At 70.4% G+C, this 18,448-nt stretch carries 18 protein-coding genes and 3 pseudogenes; 12 read left to right on the top strand and 9 right to left on the bottom strand.

Annotated features, from left to right (window positions below; translation table 11 throughout):
• Positions 1-40 precede the first annotated feature (40 nt).
• The 4 genes from STRNI_RS39350 (at position 41) to STRNI_RS39335 (ending at position 3,707) form a co-directional block, all read left to right on the top strand.
• A complete protein-coding gene (locus STRNI_RS39350; protein WP_410177150.1) occupies positions 41-1,360 on the top strand; it encodes an alpha/beta hydrolase family protein in 1,320 nt (439 codons plus the stop codon).
• 280 nt (positions 1,361-1,640) lie between these two features.
• Entirely contained in the window at positions 1,641-2,621 is a 981-nt protein-coding gene (locus STRNI_RS39345; protein ID WP_277413011.1) for a trypsin-like serine peptidase, read from the top strand.
• Between the two features lie 116 nt (positions 2,622-2,737).
• Entirely contained in the window at positions 2,738-3,235 is a 498-nt protein-coding gene (locus STRNI_RS39340; protein WP_381845156.1) for a potassium channel family protein, read from the top strand.
• 127 nt (positions 3,236-3,362) lie between these two features.
• Positions 3,363-3,707 carry an MmcQ/YjbR family DNA-binding protein gene (locus STRNI_RS39335; protein ID WP_093636164.1) on the top strand — a complete coding sequence of 115 codons (345 nt, stop codon included), beginning with the start codon at positions 3,363-3,365 and terminating at the stop codon, positions 3,705-3,707.
• A gap of 99 nt (positions 3,708-3,806) precedes the next feature.
• Here STRNI_RS39335 and STRNI_RS39330 read toward each other — a convergent pair whose 3' ends face one another.
• The 3 genes and pseudogenes from STRNI_RS39330 to STRNI_RS39320 form a co-directional block, all read right to left on the bottom strand.
• Positions 3,807-3,965 carry a hypothetical protein gene (locus STRNI_RS39330; protein WP_167540658.1) on the bottom strand — a complete coding sequence of 53 codons (159 nt, stop codon included), beginning with the start codon at positions 3,963-3,965 and terminating at the stop codon, positions 3,807-3,809.
• A 488-nt stretch (positions 3,966-4,453) separates the two neighbouring features.
• A pseudogene (locus STRNI_RS39325) lies at positions 4,454-4,720 on the bottom strand (GNAT family N-acetyltransferase); the annotation flags it as partial.
• A gap of 92 nt (positions 4,721-4,812) precedes the next feature.
• Positions 4,813-5,015: pseudogene (locus STRNI_RS39320) on the bottom strand (Clp protease N-terminal domain-containing protein); the annotation flags it as partial.
• Between the two features lie 57 nt (positions 5,016-5,072).
• Between STRNI_RS39320 and STRNI_RS39315 the strand changes: the two are divergent.
• The 3 genes and pseudogenes from STRNI_RS39315 to STRNI_RS41425 all read left to right on the top strand — a co-directional run.
• Positions 5,073-5,480: a hypothetical protein gene (locus STRNI_RS39315; protein ID WP_277413009.1), complete on the top strand. Its 408-nt coding sequence runs from the start codon at positions 5,073-5,075 to the stop codon at positions 5,478-5,480.
• A gap of 100 nt (positions 5,481-5,580) precedes the next feature.
• Complete coding sequence (locus STRNI_RS39310) at positions 5,581-5,976, top strand: nitroreductase/quinone reductase family protein (RefSeq protein ID WP_159491738.1); 396 nt, start codon at positions 5,581-5,583, stop codon at positions 5,974-5,976.
• 108 nt (positions 5,977-6,084) lie between these two features.
• Positions 6,085-8,835 (top strand): annotated as a pseudogene (locus tag STRNI_RS41425) (helix-turn-helix transcriptional regulator); the annotation flags it as partial.
• 288 nt (positions 8,836-9,123) lie between these two features.
• On the opposite strand, the gene STRNI_RS39300 reads toward STRNI_RS41425, so the two are convergent.
• Positions 9,124-9,663: a GNAT family N-acetyltransferase gene (locus STRNI_RS39300; RefSeq protein WP_277413383.1), complete on the bottom strand. Its 540-nt coding sequence runs from the start codon at positions 9,661-9,663 to the stop codon at positions 9,124-9,126.
• A gap of 553 nt (positions 9,664-10,216) precedes the next feature.
• On the opposite strand from STRNI_RS39300, the gene STRNI_RS39295 reads away from it, so the two are divergent.
• Both STRNI_RS39295 and STRNI_RS39290 read left to right on the top strand, forming a co-directional pair.
• The gene (locus tag STRNI_RS39295; protein ID WP_274732985.1) at positions 10,217-10,849 is read left to right on the top strand and encodes a dioxygenase family protein; all 633 of its coding nucleotides are present in this window, start codon (positions 10,217-10,219) and stop codon (positions 10,847-10,849) included.
• 59 nt (positions 10,850-10,908) lie between these two features.
• Complete coding sequence (locus STRNI_RS39290) at positions 10,909-12,096, top strand: hypothetical protein (RefSeq protein WP_277413008.1); 1,188 nt, start codon at positions 10,909-10,911, stop codon at positions 12,094-12,096.
• Between the two features lie 201 nt (positions 12,097-12,297).
• Here the strand turns inward: STRNI_RS39290 and STRNI_RS39285 are convergent, their stop codons facing one another.
• Both STRNI_RS39285 and STRNI_RS39280 read right to left on the bottom strand, forming a co-directional pair.
• Entirely contained in the window at positions 12,298-12,429 is a 132-nt protein-coding gene (locus tag STRNI_RS39285; RefSeq protein WP_277413007.1) for a hypothetical protein, read from the bottom strand.
• Positions 12,426-13,601 carry a diaminopropionate ammonia-lyase gene (locus STRNI_RS39280; protein WP_277413006.1) on the bottom strand — a complete coding sequence of 392 codons (1,176 nt, stop codon included), beginning with the start codon at positions 13,599-13,601 and terminating at the stop codon, positions 12,426-12,428. Before STRNI_RS39280 ends, STRNI_RS39285 begins: the two co-directional genes overlap by 4 nt.
• Before the next feature lie 98 nt (positions 13,602-13,699).
• Here STRNI_RS39280 and STRNI_RS39275 point away from each other — a divergent pair, with 98 nt between their 5' ends.
• Positions 13,700-14,644, top strand: a complete 945-nt coding sequence (locus STRNI_RS39275; protein WP_277413005.1) for a LysR substrate-binding domain-containing protein — start codon at positions 13,700-13,702, stop codon at positions 14,642-14,644.
• 135 nt (positions 14,645-14,779) lie between these two features.
• Here the strand turns inward: STRNI_RS39275 and hemC are convergent, their stop codons facing one another.
• The gene (hemC, locus tag STRNI_RS39270; protein ID WP_277413004.1) at positions 14,780-15,715 is read right to left on the bottom strand and encodes a hydroxymethylbilane synthase; all 936 of its coding nucleotides are present in this window, start codon (positions 15,713-15,715) and stop codon (positions 14,780-14,782) included.
• Between the two features lie 89 nt (positions 15,716-15,804).
• On the opposite strand from hemC, the gene STRNI_RS39265 reads away from it, so the two are divergent.
• A complete protein-coding gene (locus STRNI_RS39265) occupies positions 15,805-16,473 on the top strand; it encodes a maleylpyruvate isomerase N-terminal domain-containing protein (RefSeq protein WP_277413003.1) in 669 nt (222 codons plus the stop codon).
• A 227-nt stretch (positions 16,474-16,700) separates the two neighbouring features.
• Here the strand turns inward: STRNI_RS39265 and STRNI_RS39260 are convergent, their stop codons facing one another.
• Both STRNI_RS39260 and STRNI_RS39255 read right to left on the bottom strand, forming a co-directional pair.
• A complete protein-coding gene (locus STRNI_RS39260) occupies positions 16,701-17,399 on the bottom strand; it encodes a class F sortase (protein ID WP_093636178.1) in 699 nt (232 codons plus the stop codon).
• Positions 17,400-17,526: 127 nt separating this feature from the next.
• Positions 17,527-17,904, bottom strand: a complete 378-nt coding sequence (locus STRNI_RS39255) for a hypothetical protein (RefSeq protein WP_159491720.1) — start codon at positions 17,902-17,904, stop codon at positions 17,527-17,529.
• A 48-nt stretch (positions 17,905-17,952) separates the two neighbouring features.
• Between STRNI_RS39255 and STRNI_RS39250 the strand changes: the two genes are divergently transcribed.
• On the top strand, positions 17,953-18,306 hold the full coding sequence (locus STRNI_RS39250) for a hypothetical protein (protein ID WP_266437406.1): 354 nt from the start codon (positions 17,953-17,955) through the stop codon (positions 18,304-18,306).
• Positions 18,307-18,448: the final 142 nt, after the last annotated feature.

Here is an 18,448-nt window from a genome sequence, read left to right as displayed (position 1 = left end):
GGCACAAGGACCGATGTCACAGAGGCACAAGGGGAGAGCCATGTTCCGCAAGAGCGTCGACGAGGGGGAGCGAGCAGGCGGATCGTCTGCGCTGGAGCGCGGCCTTGAGGGCGTGCCCGGGGGTGGGCAGATGGCGGGAGTGAACCGTCGGGCTGTCACCAAGTCAGCCGCGCTGGCAGCCACGATGCTGCTCGCGGGCGGCGGCATCGCGCAGGCGCAGCCCGGGAAGGCGCGCACCGCGAAGGACCTCACCGTGCGGTTGCCGGCGCCGACCGGGCCGCACCCGATCGGGGTCACCACGCTGTATCTGGTCGATCGCGCCAGGCGTGACCCCTGGGAGCCGCTCCCGGTTCGGGAAGTGATGGTGACGGTGTTCTATCCGGCCCGCACCGTCCGCGGCTACCCGGTTGCCCCGCAGATGACCAGGGGCGCCGCCGAGCGTCTGCCGTTCATCGAGCCCCTCTTCCATGAGGGACTGCCGGCGAAGGGGGTGAACTGGGCGGCCACCAGGACCCATGCACACACGGGCGCGCCCGCGCAGACCGTGCGGCGACCGGTGCTGCTGTACAGCCCGGGAGGCGGCGACCCGCGCACCTTCGGCACCGCAATCGCCGAAGAACTGGCGAGCCGTGGCTACGTGGTGGTGACCATCGACCACCCCGGCGACGGCAGTGAGGTCGAGTTCCCCCATGCGAGGGCCGGGAGAAGGAAGGTCCGCGAAACGGTTTTCCGGGGAGACCCCCGCTCGGACCCGAAGATGTTCCGTACGGTGATCGGCACCCGGATCGCGGACACCCGGTTCGTGCTGAACCAGCTGGAAGCGCTGGCCGCCGGGCGGAACCCGGACGCGGAGGGACGCCCGCTGCCGGAGCGCCTCGGTCGTGCACTGGATCTGCGGCGGGTGGGCATCTACGGCCACTCGGCCGGCGGCACCACCGCCGCCGAGACGATGTACGAGGACCGGCGCCTCCACGCCGCGATCAACATGGAGGGCTTTCTGGACCACCCACCGGCCTCCCCCGGCCAGGAAGGGCAGCTCTTCCCGATCGCCCGGTACGGCACGGACCGACCGCTGCTCCTGCTGGGAACCGATGGATTCCGCTACAAGAAGGAGCTGGAGCGTTCCTGGTCGGCGACGCTCGCCCACCCGCACGGATGCACCAGCCGCCGGCAGCTCGACCACACCGCGCACGGGGTGTTCACCGACTACGCCGCCATCGTGCCCCAGTTGCAGGCCGCCGGGCTGATGACCGCCGCCCACCGGACCCAACTGGTCGGCGCGCTCGACCCGGCCGTGTCGGTTCCCCTGGTGCGCCACCACGTGCTCTCGTTCTTCGCCCGGCACCTGCCTGTGTGCTGACGGGTGGTGCCTGGGCGACGGCCGGCCTGACCGACGGCCGGCCTGACCGGCGACCGGCCTGACCGACAGCCGGGCCCGGCGGACTCACCAGACCGCAGAGCCCATCAGGCCCGGCCGGACAGGCCCTGATCCGTACCCGACCGCAGCCCTTCGGCTCTTGACGGTATGCCACGAATCCGGCCCGGCCTCTCGCCCTACGCTCCCTGGCCGTAGGACCATGGCACGCTCGCCTCGCGCACGTCTCTCGTTCCGTACGCCGGCCCTCGGGAGGACCCCGATCATGAGCAGACCCATCGCTGTCCGCGGCCGCTTGGCCCTGCTGCTCACCACGCTGCTGCTCGGCCTGTCCTTCACTCTCGCCCCGGCACCGCCGGCACACGCCGAGAAGACCCCGCACGGCCACGGGCACGGGTTACGCCCCGCCGCCGCGTCGACCGACACGTACTGGACTCCGCAGCGGATGCGGGAAGCACGACCGGCCGCCGCGACAAAGAGCGCGGCGATGCGGCGGCCGGCGACGGACGCAACCCCGCCGAGCCACCCCTTCGACGGACTCCCCCAGGTGGGGACGTTCTTCTGGACGGACGGCAGCAACACCGGCCGGTTCTGCGGCGGCACGGTCGTCCGCAGTCCGCACCGCGATCTGGTGGTCAGCGCAGCCCACTGTCTACGCTCCCCCGACCCGAAGCGGCATCTGTCGTTCGTGCCGCAGTATCACGACGGACTGAAGCCACACGGGATCTATCCCGTCGAGCGCCTCTACCTCGACCAGCGCTACTACGACCTCGGAACGGACGCGGGCGCCCGCTGGGACTATGCGGTCGTACGGCTCGGGGCACGGGAGGACGGTGCCGAGGTGGAGGAGGTGACCGGCGGCTTCGACCTCCTGCCGTACCCGGGCTATGCCCACCGGAACGTACGGCTCATCGGCTACCCCGGCAACAAGGACACCACCCACCCCAAACCCCTCGACTGCACCTCCTCCACGCACCGGTACACCAGCACCGATCCGGCCGCCCCCGGCGATTTCCTGGAGATTTCCTGCGCGGGGTATATCGGCGGCACCTCCGGTGGACCGTTCCTGGTGTGGGACTTCACCGGTTACGCCCTGATCGGCGTCATCGGTGGTTACCACACGGGCGGCGATTTCCCGGACGTCTCCTACAGCTCGTATTTCACGGCCGACACCCTGGCGCTTTATCTGCACGCCGTCCATGGCGATCCACCTGCCACGCCGCGCCAGGGCGTTTCCACACGCTGATCGCGGAGGGCGACCGGTCATCCGCCGGCATATCCGGGCATGGCGTTGGCTCCTGTTAATGTCAGCGATGGCGGAAGGCCGGTTGCCCGCCAGGCCGCAGTGGAAGGTGACGCCCGTTGGTGCCGTCGATTCTCTTGTCCGTACTGAATCGCCTCTTCCGTAACGAGGCATGGCGCCGGCTGCATGCACAAGCGGCGCTCTGGGTCACCGTGGTCATGACTGCGGTACTTCTTGCGGGTGCCGCTCTGGTCGTGGTCGCCGAATCCGGTGCGCCACACACCAATATCACGTCGTATCCGAAAGCGTTGTGGTGGTCGATCGAGACAGCGACCACCGTGGGGTACGGGGATTTCTACCCCGTCACGCTGTGGGGCCGCGTGATCGCTTCCCTGTTGATGCTCAGCGCCATTACGGCATTCGGGGTCATCACGGCGGCGCTCGCCACCTGGTTTGTGGGCCACGCGGAGCAGGACATGGTCCGCCTGAGCAAATCGGTGGGGAGTCATGCGCGTGAGGACGCGGAGGCGCTGCGTTCGGAGCTGCGTACGCTGCACGAGCGCTTCGACCACGTCGAGAATCTGATCCGGGACAAGGGCACCCACTCCGCCTCCTGAGCAAGGACGGGCGCGGGCCTCGGGCGCGGACGATATGGGGGTACTGCCCTCGACGTCGCCTCGGGCATCCTGGGGCGGACAGGGGAATACCTGTTCGCACGGTTCGCGGCGCGTCTACAGTAGTGCCGTGATCGATTCCGCTGACGTCCGCCGTATCGCCCTCTCACTGCCCGAGACAGTGGAGAAGGAAGCCTGGGAGATGCCGACCTTCCGGGTCGCCGGGAAGATGTTCGTCACGATCCCCGACGATGAGACGTCATTCGCCGTGCGATGCCCTATTCATGAGCGCAAGGAGCTCATCGCAGCGGAACCGGAGAAGTTCTGGGTGCCGCCGCACGAGGCGAGCTCCCATTGGGTGCGAGTACGACTGGCCGAGCTCGAGGACATGACCGAGCTGCACGACATCCTCGTGGACTCATGGAAGCAGGCCGCACCGACGCGACTGGTGGATGCTTTCCCCGGGAGCGACTGACCCGTCGATTGATGCCGCTGATGCCCGACGCCTTTTCGGCGAAAGCGAGCGATGGACATCGCACTCAGGCCGACGCGCTACCGCGAATGAGCGCAGAAATCAGTCACGGCGGCGCAGATCGCTCCAGTCCAGCGCCTGGGATGCCGTCCGCTGCGAACGCTCCGCGGCCTCACGGGCTTCGGCGAGAATGTCTCCGTGCTCCTCGACGAGCTCTTCATAGATCGGCGTGGGGCTGGAGGTGTGTGTGGAGCTCGTCATGTCTGTTCCCGTTCCCTTGTGATTCTTGTGCTGCGGCTTGGTAGGTTCTCGCCGCCCTGGGAAGAAGGGAGCACCACAGTGGAATACGTGGTGCGCAAAGGGAGGTTGTCCCCACACGTGCGCCGCTCCCCCGTGCGGCGCTGGACATCGTGTCATGTGCGCGGCGAGCACGCAAAAGATCATCCCAGAGCCCGAGACCGCTGATGCCGCCACACGAAGCGCACCGGCCGCTCCCGAATCGCTCCCGGATCGCTCCCGCCAAGCGACAGCGGACACCTCGTCGACCAGGACCGCGTCAGGCTGTGCCCCGTCTCGCCGAAGGCTGCCCAGTCTCACCCCGACGACTGCCCGATCACACCGGACTTTGACCGGTGCCCCTGGCGGCAGTGCACCGCCGACGATTCCGGGCCGATCCCGGGCGGTCAATTCTGGCCGAAACGTGGGGCAGAGTTGCTGAGACGAACCCCCTGCTCAGTTCGCCGGAACCCTCACTCCGACGACGGTCCGGTGATCCGCTTCTCGAACCAGTGGTGGGCGTACGGCTCGTCGTTGAAGGCCGGGACCTCCTGGAAGCCGTAGGAGTGGTACAGGCCGATCGCGGCACCGAGCGCCTTGTTGGTGTCCAGACGCAGCACCTCGCAGCCGTGCTGGACGGCCCGGGCCTCCAGATCAGCCAGGAACCGGCGCCCGAGGCCGAGACCTCGGGCGTGGGGAGCCACCCACATGCGTTTGATCTCGGCCGGGGAACCGGTCGGCCATGGCGGCAACCAGCCGGGCGCGCCGGGCGGTGTTGAGCGGCTCCAGCAGGGGCCCGGCCAGTTCGTCGTTGCGGCTATCGAGCCTGGTCCCCCATGCTCTTGCCCATGTCCGTCCACGACGCGCCTGATCCACGAAGTGACCGATCAGGTGGTCCGCCACATCGTCGAGGTGATCCGCCGCGATCACGGCGTCGGAGAGTTGCTCGAGTGCGCCGGAGTGAACCTTCTTGATGGCGTCGTCGATCAGGTCGTCGAGCCGGACCGGATGGGTGTTGCGTATGGGATTCACCATGAGGATGCGACGCCGGCCAGGCACCACCCACGGCGAGACATCAGCAGGAGGCGATTCATGAGTGAGGCGTTGTACGTGCGATTTCAGGGGGCCAGACGCAGCCCGCGAGGCCACTTCCCCGGCATTTTTGCTCTCGCCAACGGCCTTGCACGGGAGGGCAAGCTGAGTGACGAGCAGTACCGGTTCTGGCGCGCCGGCAACGATTGGTACGACGCCCATTATCCCAACCCATCGCACACCGACCCCACCGTCTACGACAGCAGCCTGAACCCGGGGGCGGTGGCATGGTTCAAAGCCACCGCTGTGCATCTCATCGAGCGCGTCGACGGCTACTTACAGCTCCTGGCCGCCCATGAAGTGGCCTGCGAACGGGTCGAGTCCACGGATCCCGGACGGATTGTCTACGAGGACGAGGTGCAGGTCGTCGTCGTGCCGTGGGAGAACGGATGCAGGTCGGGCTCGTGATTTTCGTTCAACGGCCCGGGCCCGAGTTTCTTCCGGTTCTCACTGGGTGTGTGCTCAATACTCATGACGGGTCACACAACAGCGAAAAGGAGAGCCGTGGATGTCGCGCTATCGCGAGATCAAGTTCCGGGCCGTTACCTCGTTCCAGCGGAGGATCGGCAATCCGATCACCTCCCGGTTTCCGCAGCAGACCCTTCTGGAGACGACGGGGCGGAAGTCCGGATTGCCCCGGCGGACACCGATCGGCGGGCGCCGCATCGGGCGTGCCTTCTGGTTCGTCTCCGAGTACGGCGACAAATCGCAGTACGTGCGGAACATCCAGGAGAATCCGCAGGTCCGGGTCAGGATCAAGGGGCGATGGTATGCCGGTACCGCCCATCCGGTCCCGGAGGACGACCCCCGTGCCCGGCTCAAGACCCTCCCGCGGCTGAACAGCACGGCGGTCCGGGCGGTCGGGACGCGACTGCTGACGTTCCGGGTCGATCTCATCGACTGATCGGGCGGCTGTGTCTGCCTTGCGCCGAGCCCATGGTCGTCAGTGCCGGTGGTTCGCGGCGCCGTGGCTCCGAAGCAACGCTGGTGCGGCCGCCGCCTGTTGGGCAGGATGCCTGGTGTGGCGAGCTCGCGGGCATGTGAACTGTGTGGAGCGCCGCTTCCGACGCCCTCACGGGCCGCAAGAGGCGGCAAGACCGCGGGCGGGCGGCCCGCGCGGTACTGCTCCGGCGCCTGTCGGCAACGCGCGTTCCGGAAGCGCGCGGAGCGACCCGCCCCCTCATCTGCGGAATTGCCGGGTCGCGGACTGCCGCCGGCGCTCGACGCGTTCGTCGGCCGCGAGCGAGAGCTGTCGCGGTTACGCACGCTGCTGAGGTCCTCCCGGCTGCTTACCCTGACCGGCCCCGGCGGAGTGGGCAAGACACGTCTGGCACGGGAGCTCGCGGGCCGTGTGCGCGGTGGCCGGACGGGCCGCGCACAGTGGGTGGCCCTCGACTCACTGCAAGACGGCGAGCTGCTGCCGCAGGCGCTTGCCGCGGCCCTCGGGGTACGGGAGCGCGGGGGCCGGGCCGGGATCGAGGCACTGGTCCATGCGCTGGGCACACGCACGACGCTGATCGTGCTGGACAATTGCGAGCATCTGGCCGAAGCCTGCGCGCGGCTGGCCGCGACGCTGCTCGCGCGCTGCCCCCGACTGCGGCTTCTCGCCACCAGCCGGGAGCCGCTGCGGGTCCCGGGCGAGGTCGTCTTCCGCGTCGGCGAGTTGTCGCTGTCGCCCGCCGGCGAGGAGCACGACACCGCTGCGCTGCTGCGGTCCGAGGCAGTCAGACTGTTCCTGGCGCGCGCCCGGACGAGCGACGCGGCATTCGAGCTCGGGTCCGGCGAGGCTCGTACGGTGGCCGAAATCTGCCGACGGCTGGACGGGCTGCCGCTGGCCATCGAACTGGCGGCGGGCAGGGTGGGCTCCCTCTCTCTGCCCGGCATTCTGCACGGGCTGGACGACCAGCTGTCCCTGCTGACCGAGGGCAGCCGGACCGGGCCGGGGCGCCATCGCGAGTTGGGGGCCGCGATCGACTGGAGCCATCGCTTGCTGGATCCGTTGGAGAGAGTCGTATTCCGGCGGCTGTCGGTCCTCGGAGACGGCTTCGACGCGGAGGGTGCCGCCGAGGTCTGCGCCAACGGAGGGGGAGACGACGAACGGGGCCGAGACCCGGGCCGGGACTGGGACTGGGACCGTGACCGGGACTGGGGCCGGGACCGAAACGGGGACGGGGACGTGCGCGGGGACGGAGAGCGCGCCGTAAGTGGAGAGATCCGTGGGGAGGGCGGCGCTCACGGGGGTGGCACCGGCCGCGGGGACGGCGTGCATCGCTGGGACGGCGTGCACCACGGAGATGACGTCCACTGCGAGGACGGCGCGCACCGTGAGGAGGACGTACACCGCGGGGAGCACGTCGGCCAGGGGCCGCCCATCCTCGTGCGCCCGGAGCAAGTCCTGCGCGTGGTCTGCGCGCTGGAGGCGAAATCCCTGATCGTGCGGGTACGAGGGGATGAGCCGCAAGGCACGGCGAGGTACCGGCAGTTGAGCGCGATCCGGGCCTATGGGATGGACCGGCTCGCGGAAGCCGGTGAGCTGTCCGACACCTGGAACCGGGCGCTGGACTGGCTGGCCGGGAAGGCCGCGGGAGCCGTCACACCAGGGGTGTTCCTCGACACCGTCGAGGGGCCCCTCGCCCGGGAGCAGGAGAACCTCGCGGCGGCCGTCTCCCACTCCGCCGCCCGTTCGGACCACCGGCACGTCCCGCTCGCGGTCGCGCTGGCCCGGCTGCAGTACCAGCAGGAGCAATTGACGGCCGCACGCACGCTGCTGTCGGGGGTGCTGGAGCGGGTGCGGGGGCCCGAAGACCGCAATGCCGCGTTGGCGCTGGCCGCACGGTCGGCCTGTCTGCAGGACGACCATGCCGCGGCCCTCGCCTTCGCCCAGGAGGCCGTTGCCGCCGGGCGCACGGGGCGGCATCCCGGAAGGCTGGCCAACGCCTTGGACGCACTGGCGGCCGCTCGGCTGTGCCGGGGCGAGTTCTCCGATGCCGTCGCCGTCTTCGCCGAATGCCTCGATGTGGTCCGTACGCTCGGTTGTCCGCTGGATCTCGCGCTCTGCCGGCACCATCTGGCGTGGGCGCTGCTCCAGGCGGGCCGGGCCGCGGAGGCCGAGCAGCTGATGCAGGAGTGCCTTCCCGAGTTGGAAACGAACGCCCCGCCGGGCCAGGTGACGGCTGCCCTGCACACCGCAGGGGCGATCCGATTGGCGCTGGGCGATGTGGATGCCGCCGAGCGGAAGTTCGCCGAGGTGCTGCTCAAGTCGCCGCCCGGCGAGAGCTTTCATGGGCTCTATCCGCTGGAAGGGCTGGTCATCGTGGCGGCCGAGCGGGGGGACCTGCAGCGATCGTTGCGGCTCTACGCGGCGGCCGCCGCGATGCGCCGGCGGATCGACACGGAGCCGGAAGCGCACTGGTGGGGGCAGGTGGAAGCGGTGGTGGCGCGGGTCCGGGAGCGGGTTCATCCTTCCGGAGTCAGTGCGGCGATGGCCGCCGGCCGGCGACTGCGCGGGGCTCGGCTGGTCGCGTATGCGCTGCGCGGCACCCAGGTCTGTTCCGTGGGACAGGAATGTGTTCAGACGGCGGGTTCCGGCCGGGTCGACGCAGTCGGTCAACCGCCGCTGACGGGGCGGGAGTCAGCGGTCGCGGAGCTGGTCGCCGAGGGCATGACCAATCAGCAGATCGCCTCCCACTTGGGCCTCGCCAAGAGCACCGTGGCCGGCCATCTCGACCGGGTCCGGGACAAGTTGGGGGTCAGGTCCCGTACGCAGATCGCCGTCCGGGTCACGGGGCGGGTCGCCGGACCCGAGCCGGGTCTCTATACGGATGTCCGAACGGACGTGGGCCACGGCGCCCCGTCAAACCGGAGTCCGCCCGGCCGCCGCATGACGGACCTCGCACCACGCCTCCTCGTACGTCGGCGTCCTCGAGCCGCGAAGGCGGAGTCCGGCCTCGTAGCTCTCGGGAGCCTCGCGGGCAAGTCGCGGTTGCAGGCCGCGGTTTCAGGCCGCTCGCGCGTGGATGGGCGGCTGCTCCTCGGCGGTTCCGTCGCAAACTCAACTGGACGGCGTGACCGGGGACCACATACCGAGCCACTGCTCGGCGCCCCAGGCCTCGAACCGCTCTACCTCAGTGAACCCCAGCTTCGCCGCGAGACGCATCGAGCCGGCGTTGGCGGTCTGGGTGGTGAGCACCACCGGCTCACCGGGAAGCGCGCCGGCGAGCCAGCCGAGTGCCGCCGCGCACGCCTCGGCGGCGTACCCGAATCCCCACGCCTGCGGCAGGAACAGGTAGCCGAGATCGGCCTTCCCCTCGGCAGCCGGGCGACGGTTCCCCGTTGCTCTCCTGAGCAGGATCTGGCCGATCATCGACCCGTCGAGATCAACGACGAAGCTCCCGGGCCACCGCTCGGGCGCCCCGGACATCTCGCGCTCGAGCTCGTCACGCGGCCGGGGGCCGCCGAGGTAGGTGTGCACCTCTGGCGAGGCGAGCAGCTCGATGAACGCCGCACGGTCCCGGGGCTCGGGCTCACGGAGCACGAGCCGATCGGTCCTGATCGGCTCAGGCGGCCAGGCCACGAGTCCCAGATCTTCCATCCGCGCACGCTAACAGGCGGTCAAACCAACCAAACGGGAAACGCTTTAACTCCACCTTGACCCGAACCCGAACAGCACCCAGCTGGGACCGAGCCCCCACCCGAGGTTTCGTCACGGTCGCAACTCACCCGACATCTGACCGGTGTGGGGACCGGCACCACACCGGAGGCTGTCCGGGAGAACGCACCCGACGGACGGCGATCCCACGGACGGCGGTCCCACGGACGCCACCCCACAGACGGCCATCCCACAGATGGCCTTCCCACGGACGGCCCGTCACAAGGGTGGCCGCCATAGGGCCCCCACAAGGTACGCCCCCGAGGCCGGCCATCGTCAGCCGAACACCACCACCGCTGACCTCGGCCATCAACGTCCGGACCATCCCGTCGGGTGCCCGTCCACGAGTTCCCTCCGGCAAGGAGATCCGATGCGGTACGCCGACGATACGAGCCCCGGGGCTGCGACCGGCCCGCAGCCGCCCCCACGGGCAGACGGCGCACAGAGAAGTTCGAGGAGGTCCTTCCTCAGGTCCACCTCCGCAGGGGTGACCTCCGTGGCCCTCGGGGCGAGCGTGGCCGCCTCGGCCGGCCCGGCGGCCGAGGCAGCGGAGCCGAGCCGGTCATCGCCGGCCCGCCGCGCGACCCTCCCGCTCGCCGTCACCCCGGCCTGCTCGGGGCAGGAAACCCCGGCAGCCATCGAGGGCCCACTGTTCAAGCCCCACTCCCCCGCTCGGGGTGATCTGATCACGCCGGCCATTCGCGGGGTACGGCTCGACCTCCGCGGAGTCGTGTACGACACCGCCTGCAAGCCGCTGCCCGACACGCTCATCGAGTTCTGGCAGTGCGATCAGAACGGCGACTACGACACTTCGGGCTTCTCGCTCCGCGGTCACCAGTACACGGACAGCAGAGGCGCCTACCTGCTCCGGACCATCATCCCCCGTGACTACTGGGGCCGTTGGGGCCAACGGGCACCGCATATCCACACCCAGCTGCAGATCTCCGGTGGACCCGTACTCGTCACCCAGCTGTATTTCCCCGACAACACCCGGGCGTACGGCCGGGACTTCGCGGCCCTCAACGCCGCCGACCGGCTGCTCAACCGCGCCTGCACCATCGGGCTCACCGGCCCGGCGGCCGGCCTCTACACCGGCACCTTCGACTTCGTCATCACCACCACGGTCTAGACGGCGGGCGTTCCACCTCCCCCCCCGGATCCACCCCTCCACCAGACAAGGAACTTCGTATGTCAACGAGTAGCTCCCCGCCCGGGCGGCGTCGCGGCCGGGTGCCCCTGCTGGCGGCACTTGCCGCCACCCTGGTCACCGGGACACTGGCCCTGGCCGGCCTGAACGGTGAACCGGCCGCCTCCGCCGCAACCACCCTCTCCCCTGCCTCCGGCACCTCCCCCGCATCCGCCGCGTCACGCGCGTCACGCGCGGACCGGTGGCAGGCGACGCCGGTGCCCGTGCAGAAGGGTGATCTGACCGCGATAGCAGCGCTGAGCGACCAGCAGGCCTGGGCCGTGGGCTATCGGCTGAAGAGTGCCACCGCTGTCGAGGCTGTCGCGCTGCGCTGGGACGGGACGTCGTGGAAGCAGGAGTCCACGCTGCCGGAGAACAGCTTTCCGCAGGCCCTCGCCGTCCGTTCGGCCACCGATATCTGGACGGTGGGCAGCGCTTCGGTGCACTGGGACGGGACCACCTGGACCACCCACCAGCTGGACCGCGACCCGGCCGGCAGAGTCGTCCCCGACGCCGTGACGACGACATCCGACGGAAAGGCATGGACAGCGGGCCGGGCGATGAACCGGTCGGTCAAGGACGGCGTCCCGGCCATCCAGTCGTGGGACGGCAAGAGCTGGCATCGGCAGACACTTCCCGATGTCGGCAAGGGTGAACTCAGCAGCATCACGGCCGTCGCCCCGGACGATATCTGGGCGGTCGGCGCCGCATACGCCGTCGACGAGAAGTCACCGCAGACGGCGCTGCTGCTGCATTGGGACGGCACCCGTTGGCAGCGTGTCACCGCTCCCGGCCCGCAGGGATCCCACAACTGGCTCGGCGGGGTCACCGCGTTCGCCGCTGACGACATCTGGGCGGTGGGCGGCAGTACGTCCGGCGGTGAGGAACGGCCCTTCGCCCTGCATGGGAACGGCAAGACCTGGACCGTGGCGAAGACGCCGAACGTCGCGGACGGCAGACTGCGCGCCGTCGGCAAGGCGGGAAACGGCGAAGTCTGGGCCCTGGGCGGCAAGGGCGCCGCGCCCACGGCCCTGCGGTGGAACGGGCAGAAGAACCGGTGGGACACGGCCACCGCGCCGGGCCTCGTCGTGCGGAGCTTCACCACGGTGCCCGGAAGCGCCGCTCTCTGGGCCGCCGGTATAGCGGAAGAGGGTGACCTCGTACCGGCCATCAAGCGACTGAAGGACTGAGCCGGGGGCGGCCGTTGGGGCGGGACAGGGACATCCCACCCCAACGGCCGGCCCGGCGCTGGTACCCCAACGGCCGGCCCGGCGCCGGTACCCCAGCGGTCACCCCTGGTCAGCAAGGCGCAGCAGCGTCGTCGCCAGCACTTCCCCCCGTATACGCAGACCGGTGCGCCGGTCCTCGCTCGCACCGATCTCGGCGAGGTCTTACACGGACGGCTGCCACAGCTGGCACGACTGCCATGGCTGCCATGGCTGCCATGGCTGCCACAGCTGCCACGTCCGCCACGGCTGCCACAGGCGGTCGCCGTTGACGGTGATCAGTTCGACGTCGGTCATGACGGATTCGCCACGTGGCGCGGGTTGGCGGCGGTGCCTTCGGTGCTGAGCAGGACGAGGGTCGAGTCGGGGCCGAGGGCCAGGGCGGTGCGGCGGGCGGCGGCGCCGTCGCCGGTGAGGGCGGCGCGGACGCCGGCGAGCGAGGCGGCGCCGCAGGGGCCGGAGGGGACGCCGAGGGCGGCGAGGTCATCGGCGGCGCGGGCGCTGTCGGCGTCGGTGACGGCGATGGCGGCATCCAGGCCGTCACGGAGGTAGGGCCAGGCGAGGGTCGAGGGGGTGCCGCAGTTCAAGCCGGTCATGGTGGTCACGCCGGTCGTCACGGTGACCGGTGCCTGCCGGGTGAGGCTGGCCAGGACGCCGGCTGCGCTGTCGGGCTCGACCGACAGCAGGGCCGCCGCACCGGCGGGGCGGCTTCGGTAGTGGGTGACGGCGGCCTGGGCGAGTGAGCCCACGCCCACCGGCACGGCGACGAGATCGGGCAATCCGGCGTCCACCGCGGCCAGTTGGGTATCGATTTCGGCGAACAGGGTCGCGTAGCCCTCGACGATCCAGCCGGGAATCCGCTCGTAGCCGGGCCAGGCGGTGTCCTGGATGAGGACCGCGGCCGGGGTGGCGGCGACCGCATCGGCCGCTTGCCGTACCGCCTCGTCGTAGTTTCCGGCGACTTCGGTGACCCGCGCCTCCTCGGCGGCGATGGCTGCCGTGGCGGCCGGGTGGACGCCCTCCGGGACGAAGACGTGGGCGCGCTGCCCGAGCAGGCGGGCCATACGGGCCACGGCTCGGCCGTGATTGCCGTCGGTGGCGGTGACGAGCGTGACCGGACCGCCGGCTTCCTGGCTGCCCGCCCGATCGGCGATTCCCAACCGTTCCGCGATTCCCGACCGTTCGGCGAGACCCGCCCGTTCCGCGAGAGTCCGGTGGACGGCCCAGGACGCCCCCAGCGCCTTGAACGCGGGCAGGCCCAGACGGCACGACTCGTCCTTGACGAAGACCCGACCCACTTTCAACTCCGCAGCCAGAGAAGGGAGTTCGGTGAGCGGAGTGGGGGCGTAGCCGGGGAGCGAAGCGTGGAAGCCGTGTACCTCGGAAGGGGCGGGCGGGCAGGTCCAGGTACGGGCGCCGGGGTGCGCGAACCATGCAGGTGCGGGGAGGGAAGTAAGAGTTTCAGTCACCTCAGCAGCGTGCGGCCCCTGCCATCACTCGGTCCAGCAAATGTTTCCCATCTATATTCGTCAGGAAAGCTGACCGATCCGGGGGACCAGACCCACCGATGTTCGACCTCCACCGTCTCCGCCTGCTGCGCGAACTCAAGCACCGCGGCACGCTCGCCGCAGTCGCGGCCGCCCTCTCGTACAGCCCGTCCTCCGTCTCGCAGCAACTGTCGCAGCTGGAGACGGAGGTCGGTGTGCCACTGCTGGAGCCGGTCGGACGGCGGGTGCGGCTGACCCAGCAGGCGGAGATTCTGGTCACCCACACCGAAGCGGTGCTCGCACGGCTGGAGCGCGCCGAGGCGGAGATAGCCACCTCTCTCACCGATCTCACCGGCACTCTGCGCGTCGCGTCCTTCCAGACCGCGGCCCTCGCCCTGGTACCGCCGGCGCTCACGCTGCTGCGTGCTTCCCACCCCCGGCTGCGGGTGCATGTCACACAGATGGAGCCGGAACGGGCGCTGCCGGGGCTGCTGGCCCGCGACTTCGATCTGGTCATCGCCGAGGAGTACCCGGGGAGCCCGAATCCCCGGCCGGCCGAGCTGGAGCAGGAAGATCTGTGTCACGACGCGCTGCGGCTGGCTCACCCGCATCCGGCGGGTGACAGTGGCGCGGCGGAGGCTGCGGACGCAGCCGGGCCCACGGCGCGGCTGCGCGCGCTGTCCGGGCACCCCTGGGTCCTGGAACCCGAGGGCACCGCCGCCCGGCACTGGGCCTTGACGCTGTGCCGCAGCGCGGGCTTCGAGCCCGATGTCCGGTTCGAGTCCACGGACCTGCTGCTGCATCTGCGGCTCGTCGAACAGGGCCACGCCGCTGCTCTGCTCCCGGACCTCGTTTGGGACGGCCGCCCGGCGACCGTCCCCCTCCAGCAGCTCCCGCACGGCCGACAGGCCCGCAGACTGTTCACCGCGATCCGCCGGGGCCGCGACCGGCACCCCGCCATTCAGGCCTGCCGACGGGCCCTCCGTGAGGCGGTCGGCGCGTCGGGGCCGCCAGGGGGTCGCTGAGCAACGCCGTTACGCCGACGTCCCCGGGGCCCGCCCCGGAGAGCAGCGTGACAGCCGTCGGCCAAAGCCACCCCCATCATCCGGGGACACGGGCCTCAGCGCGCGACGCCGTCAATCAGTGCCCGACGCCGTCAATCAGTGCGCGATGCCGTCGATCAGTTCGCGTGCGCCTTGGCGCAGCAGGGCGACGGCCACAGAGGTGCCGAGGGTCTCCGGGGTGAGCGGGCCGGCCCATTCGTGCGCGTTGAGGACCGTCTTGCCGTCCGGGGTGAAGACACAGGCCCGCAGGGACAGTTCACCGCGGCGGTCCGTCTTGGCGTAGCCGGCGATCGGGCTGTTGCAGTGGCCCTGCAGGACGTGCAGCAGCATGCGTTCGGCGGTCGTCTCCTGGAACGTCCGGGGGTGTCCCATGCCGCTGACGGCGTCGATGGTCTCGGTGTCGCCCTCGCGGCACTGAAGGGCCAGCACTCCCGCGCCGATCGGCGGGCACATCTCGTCCACGGACAGGATCTGGGTGATCACGTCCGTGCGGCCGATGCGCTCGAGCCCGGAGACGGCCAGCAGCAGTGCGTCCGCCTCGCCGGCTGCGAGCTTCTCCATGCGGCGGTTGGCGTTGCCGCGCATCGGCACACACTGCAGATGCGGATGGGAGGCGGCGAGCTGCGCGATCCGACGGACCGACGAGGTGCCGATCCGGGTCCCTTCGGGGAGTTCGTCGAGGGTGAGCCCGTCTGGGTGGATCAGCGCGTCACGGACGTCATCGCGCTCCAGGAAGGCGGCGAAGGTCGTGCCGGCGGGCAGCGGACGGTCGCCGGGGATGTCCTTGACGCAGTGGACCGCGAGGTCCGCCTCACCGGCCAGGAGGGCCGCGTCGACCTCCTTGGTGAACGCCCCCTTCCCCTCGACCTGGGAGAGGGCACCCATCCAGCGGTCGCCGGTGGTCTTGACCGGGATGACCTCCGTGGCGATACCGGGGTGCAGCGCGCCGAGTTCCGCGCGGACGCGCTCCACCTGGGCCAGAGCCATGGGCGAGTCGCGGGAGACGATACGGATCAGTTCTGGGGCGGACATGGGCCCACGATAGACCGTCAGATCCCGGTCCCGAGCACCCGCAGTCCCCGGCGGCGCCGCCATCCGGTCCTGCGCGGTACGGTCCCACCATGTCCCGGTCAACATCTCTTTCACCCGAAGCCGCGCTCCCACCGTCCGCCGTCACCGCGGACGATCTGGACCGTGCCGTGCAGCTCGCCGTTTCCGTACTGCGCCAGGCCCCGCCGACAGCGTGGGACGGCAGGGCCGGTTCGCTGGAGTGGGACTGCTGGGAGACCGTCGAGCACCTCAGCGACGATCTCTTCGCCTACGCCGTGCAGCTGGGCCCCAGAAGGCCGCCGTTGGAGGGCAATGTGCCCTTCGTGTGGGAGAGCCGTCGGCCCGGCGGCCCCGCGAACGCCGTGCATGCGGACCGTGCGGCGGGGCCCGCGGGGCTGCTGCAGGTGCTGGAGGCGAGTGGCGCGCTGCTGGTGGCGATGGTGCGTACGACGCCGCCGGAGGTGCGCGCGCACCATGTGTTCGGGGTGTCGGACCCGGAGGGCTTCGCCGCGATGGGAGCCGTGGAAACCCTGGTGCACACGCACGACCTGGCAAAGGGCCTCGGACTCGCCTGGAACCCGCCCGCCGACCTGTGTGCCCGGGTGCTCACCCGGCTGTTTCCGGACATCCCGCAGGACGCCGATCCCTGGCCCACCCTTCTGTGGGCCACCGGACGCGCCGAGCTGCCGGGGCAGCCACGGCGCACCACTTGGCGCTGGGACGGGAGCGTACGGGGATAGGTCCGGCGCGAATGCGCCGCCCGGGTGAGCTCTCCGTGACCACCGGTCCGGAGCCGAGCGCGTCACCGACGAAGGTGCCGAAGTCGGGTCGGCTGCCCGGGAATTCACGCCGGGGCCCGTGCTCTGCTCCCGCCCCCACCCATGACAAAGCCCAGGCCGGCGGCAGGGCGGCGGCCTGGGCTTGTCCTGAGATACCGGGTGGTCTCCGCAGTGCGAAGGGAGCCCGCTCAGGTCTGTCTGAATGAGGCGAGGTGGGCGAACACCACCACGTTGTCGACGTAGTCCTTGACCTTCCTGTCGTATGCGCCACCGCAGGTGATCACGCGGAGCTGCGCGGTGGGGGCGTCGGCGTAGACCCTGTCATTGGGGAATCTCGCCTTGTTGAAGGTCTCGACGGAGTCGACCTTGAAGGTGGCGATGATGCCGTCTTCACGGGTGATGTTGATCGTGGCGCCGGTCTTGAGCGATTCCAGTTGCAGGAACACCGCCGGTCCGGTCTTGGTGTCCACGTGACCGGCGATGATCGCCGATCCACGCTCGCCCGGCGCCGCACCGTCCTTGTACCAGCCGACGAGGTTCTTGTCCCCCGCGGGCGGCGCGTTGAGCGCTCCGGTCGGGCCGATGGTCAGCGGGGTGAAGGGCGCGTCGACGGCGATGGCCGGAATCGACACTCGCTTCGGTGCGGAACGGGGCAGCGCCAGATCGGGGACCGCCGTAGCGGCGGAGCCCCGCGGTGTGGCGGACTGGGCCACGGCGGGGTGGGCCAGCGGCTTGGGGTCTGCAGAGGTGTCCACGGAGTTGTAGACGAGGAGTGAGCCCAGCAGAAACGCTCCCGCAGACCACAGCAGACCGCGGCCGACGGGGCGGGACGCGGGGGCGGTCCGGGAGGGATTCGAATTCGGCTGGGGCGACTGCGGGGCGGTCATGTGAGGGTGCCTTTCATGAACGAGGCGTCGCGGGCGTGAGGGGGGCATCGGTAACGCAATCGCCGCGGCCACCGTCCACGTGGAACGGTGGCCGCGACAGCGCTTCGGTCTCCGTGCGGGTGCCTGATCAGGCAGCCGCGGTACCCGAGGCGTTGCGACGACGCAGCATGTACGCACCGGCGCCGAGACCGCCGAGCATCAGCACGGAACCCGCGGCCATCCCGCCGCCGGTCGCCAGACCGCCACCACCGGTGTGGATGCCGCCGTGCGGCTTGCGGTGGTCGCCGTAGCCGCCGTCGCGGTCGTGGTCGCCGTAGCCACCGCGGCCGTGGTCGCGGCCGTGGTCACGGTCGCCGTAGCCGCCGCGGCCGTGGTCGCGGTCGCGGTCGCCACGCCCGTGGTCACGGTCGCCACGCCCGTGCTTGTCGTGGTCGTCGCCGTAGCCGCTGCTCTGGTCCCAGTCAGCGAGCACGGCCTTGGCCATGGCACCGCCACCGGTGTGCATGCCACCGCTCGGCCTGTGGTCGTCACGGCAGTGGTCACGTCCGTAGCCATGCCCGTGGTCACGACCGTTGCCCCGGCCGTCACGGCCATCGCGGCCATCGCGGCCGTCACGGCCGTCACGGCCGTCGCGCCCGTTACGGTCACGGTCCCGACCGTTGCCCCGGCCGTCACGGCCGTCACGGCCATCGCGGCCATCGCGGCCGTCACGGCAGTGGTCACGCCGGCGGTCACGGTCACGGTCGCGGTCGCGGTCGCGGTCCCGACCGTGGTCACGGTCATGGTCGTCGCCGGTCGCGGCCTGCTTCTGGTTGCTGGAGGAAGCGCTGTCCGACGCAATGTCCTCCGTGATCATGGCGTTCGCAGCGGGAGCAGAGATTGCAAGCACCGCCGTAATGGCGGCTGAGGCGAACAGGGTGCGAGCAGTGCGCATGGGGACATGTTCCTTTCGGCGCGACTGCGAAGGCTGACTCTTTGTCGGCTCATCGGATCGCAGTGGCGACGTGATCACCGTCAGCCGGATTGCGACCGCGCACCACCGGAGAACG

The organism is Streptomyces nigrescens (assembly GCF_027626975.1).
Lineage (GTDB): Bacteria > Actinomycetota > Actinomycetes > Streptomycetales > Streptomycetaceae > Streptomyces > Streptomyces nigrescens.
This window is presented reverse-complemented; position numbering and strand designations above follow the sequence as displayed.

Bases quoted from the DNA above. Each gene is read 5' to 3' on its own strand.
- STRNI_RS39290 (WP_277413008.1), top strand. From the start codon at position 10,909: ATGTCAACGAGTAGCTCCCCGCCCGGGCGGCGTCGCGGCCGGGTGCCC.
- STRNI_RS39275 (WP_277413005.1), top strand. From the start codon at position 13,700: ATGTTCGACCTCCACCGTCTCCGCCTGCTGCGCGAACTCAAGCACCGC.
- STRNI_RS39255 (WP_159491720.1), bottom strand. From the start codon at position 17,904: ATGCACACCGGTGGCGGTGCCATGGCCAAGGCCGTGCTCGCTGACTGG.
- STRNI_RS39300 (WP_277413383.1), bottom strand. From the start codon at position 9,663: ATGGAAGATCTGGGACTCGTGGCCTGGCCGCCTGAGCCGATCAGGACC.
- STRNI_RS39285 (WP_277413007.1), bottom strand. From the start codon at position 12,429: ATGACCGACGTCGAACTGATCACCGTCAACGGCGACCGCCTGTGGCAG.
- STRNI_RS39260 (WP_093636178.1), bottom strand. From the start codon at position 17,399: ATGACCGCCCCGCAGTCGCCCCAGCCGAATTCGAATCCCTCCCGGACC.
- STRNI_RS39250 (WP_266437406.1), top strand. From the start codon at position 17,953: ATGCCCGTGGTCACGACCGTTGCCCCGGCCGTCACGGCCATCGCGGCC.
- hemC (WP_277413004.1), bottom strand. From the start codon at position 15,715: ATGTCCGCCCCAGAACTGATCCGTATCGTCTCCCGCGACTCGCCCATG.
- STRNI_RS39310 (WP_159491738.1), top strand. From the start codon at position 5,581: ATGTCGCGCTATCGCGAGATCAAGTTCCGGGCCGTTACCTCGTTCCAG.
- STRNI_RS39330 (WP_167540658.1), bottom strand. From the start codon at position 3,965: ATGACGAGCTCCACACACACCTCCAGCCCCACGCCGATCTATGAAGAG.
- STRNI_RS39315 (WP_277413009.1), top strand. From the start codon at position 5,073: ATGAGTGAGGCGTTGTACGTGCGATTTCAGGGGGCCAGACGCAGCCCG.
- STRNI_RS39350 (WP_410177150.1), top strand. From the start codon at position 41: ATGTTCCGCAAGAGCGTCGACGAGGGGGAGCGAGCAGGCGGATCGTCT.
- STRNI_RS39345 (WP_277413011.1), top strand. From the start codon at position 1,641: ATGAGCAGACCCATCGCTGTCCGCGGCCGCTTGGCCCTGCTGCTCACC.
- STRNI_RS39265 (WP_277413003.1), top strand. From the start codon at position 15,805: ATGTCCCGGTCAACATCTCTTTCACCCGAAGCCGCGCTCCCACCGTCC.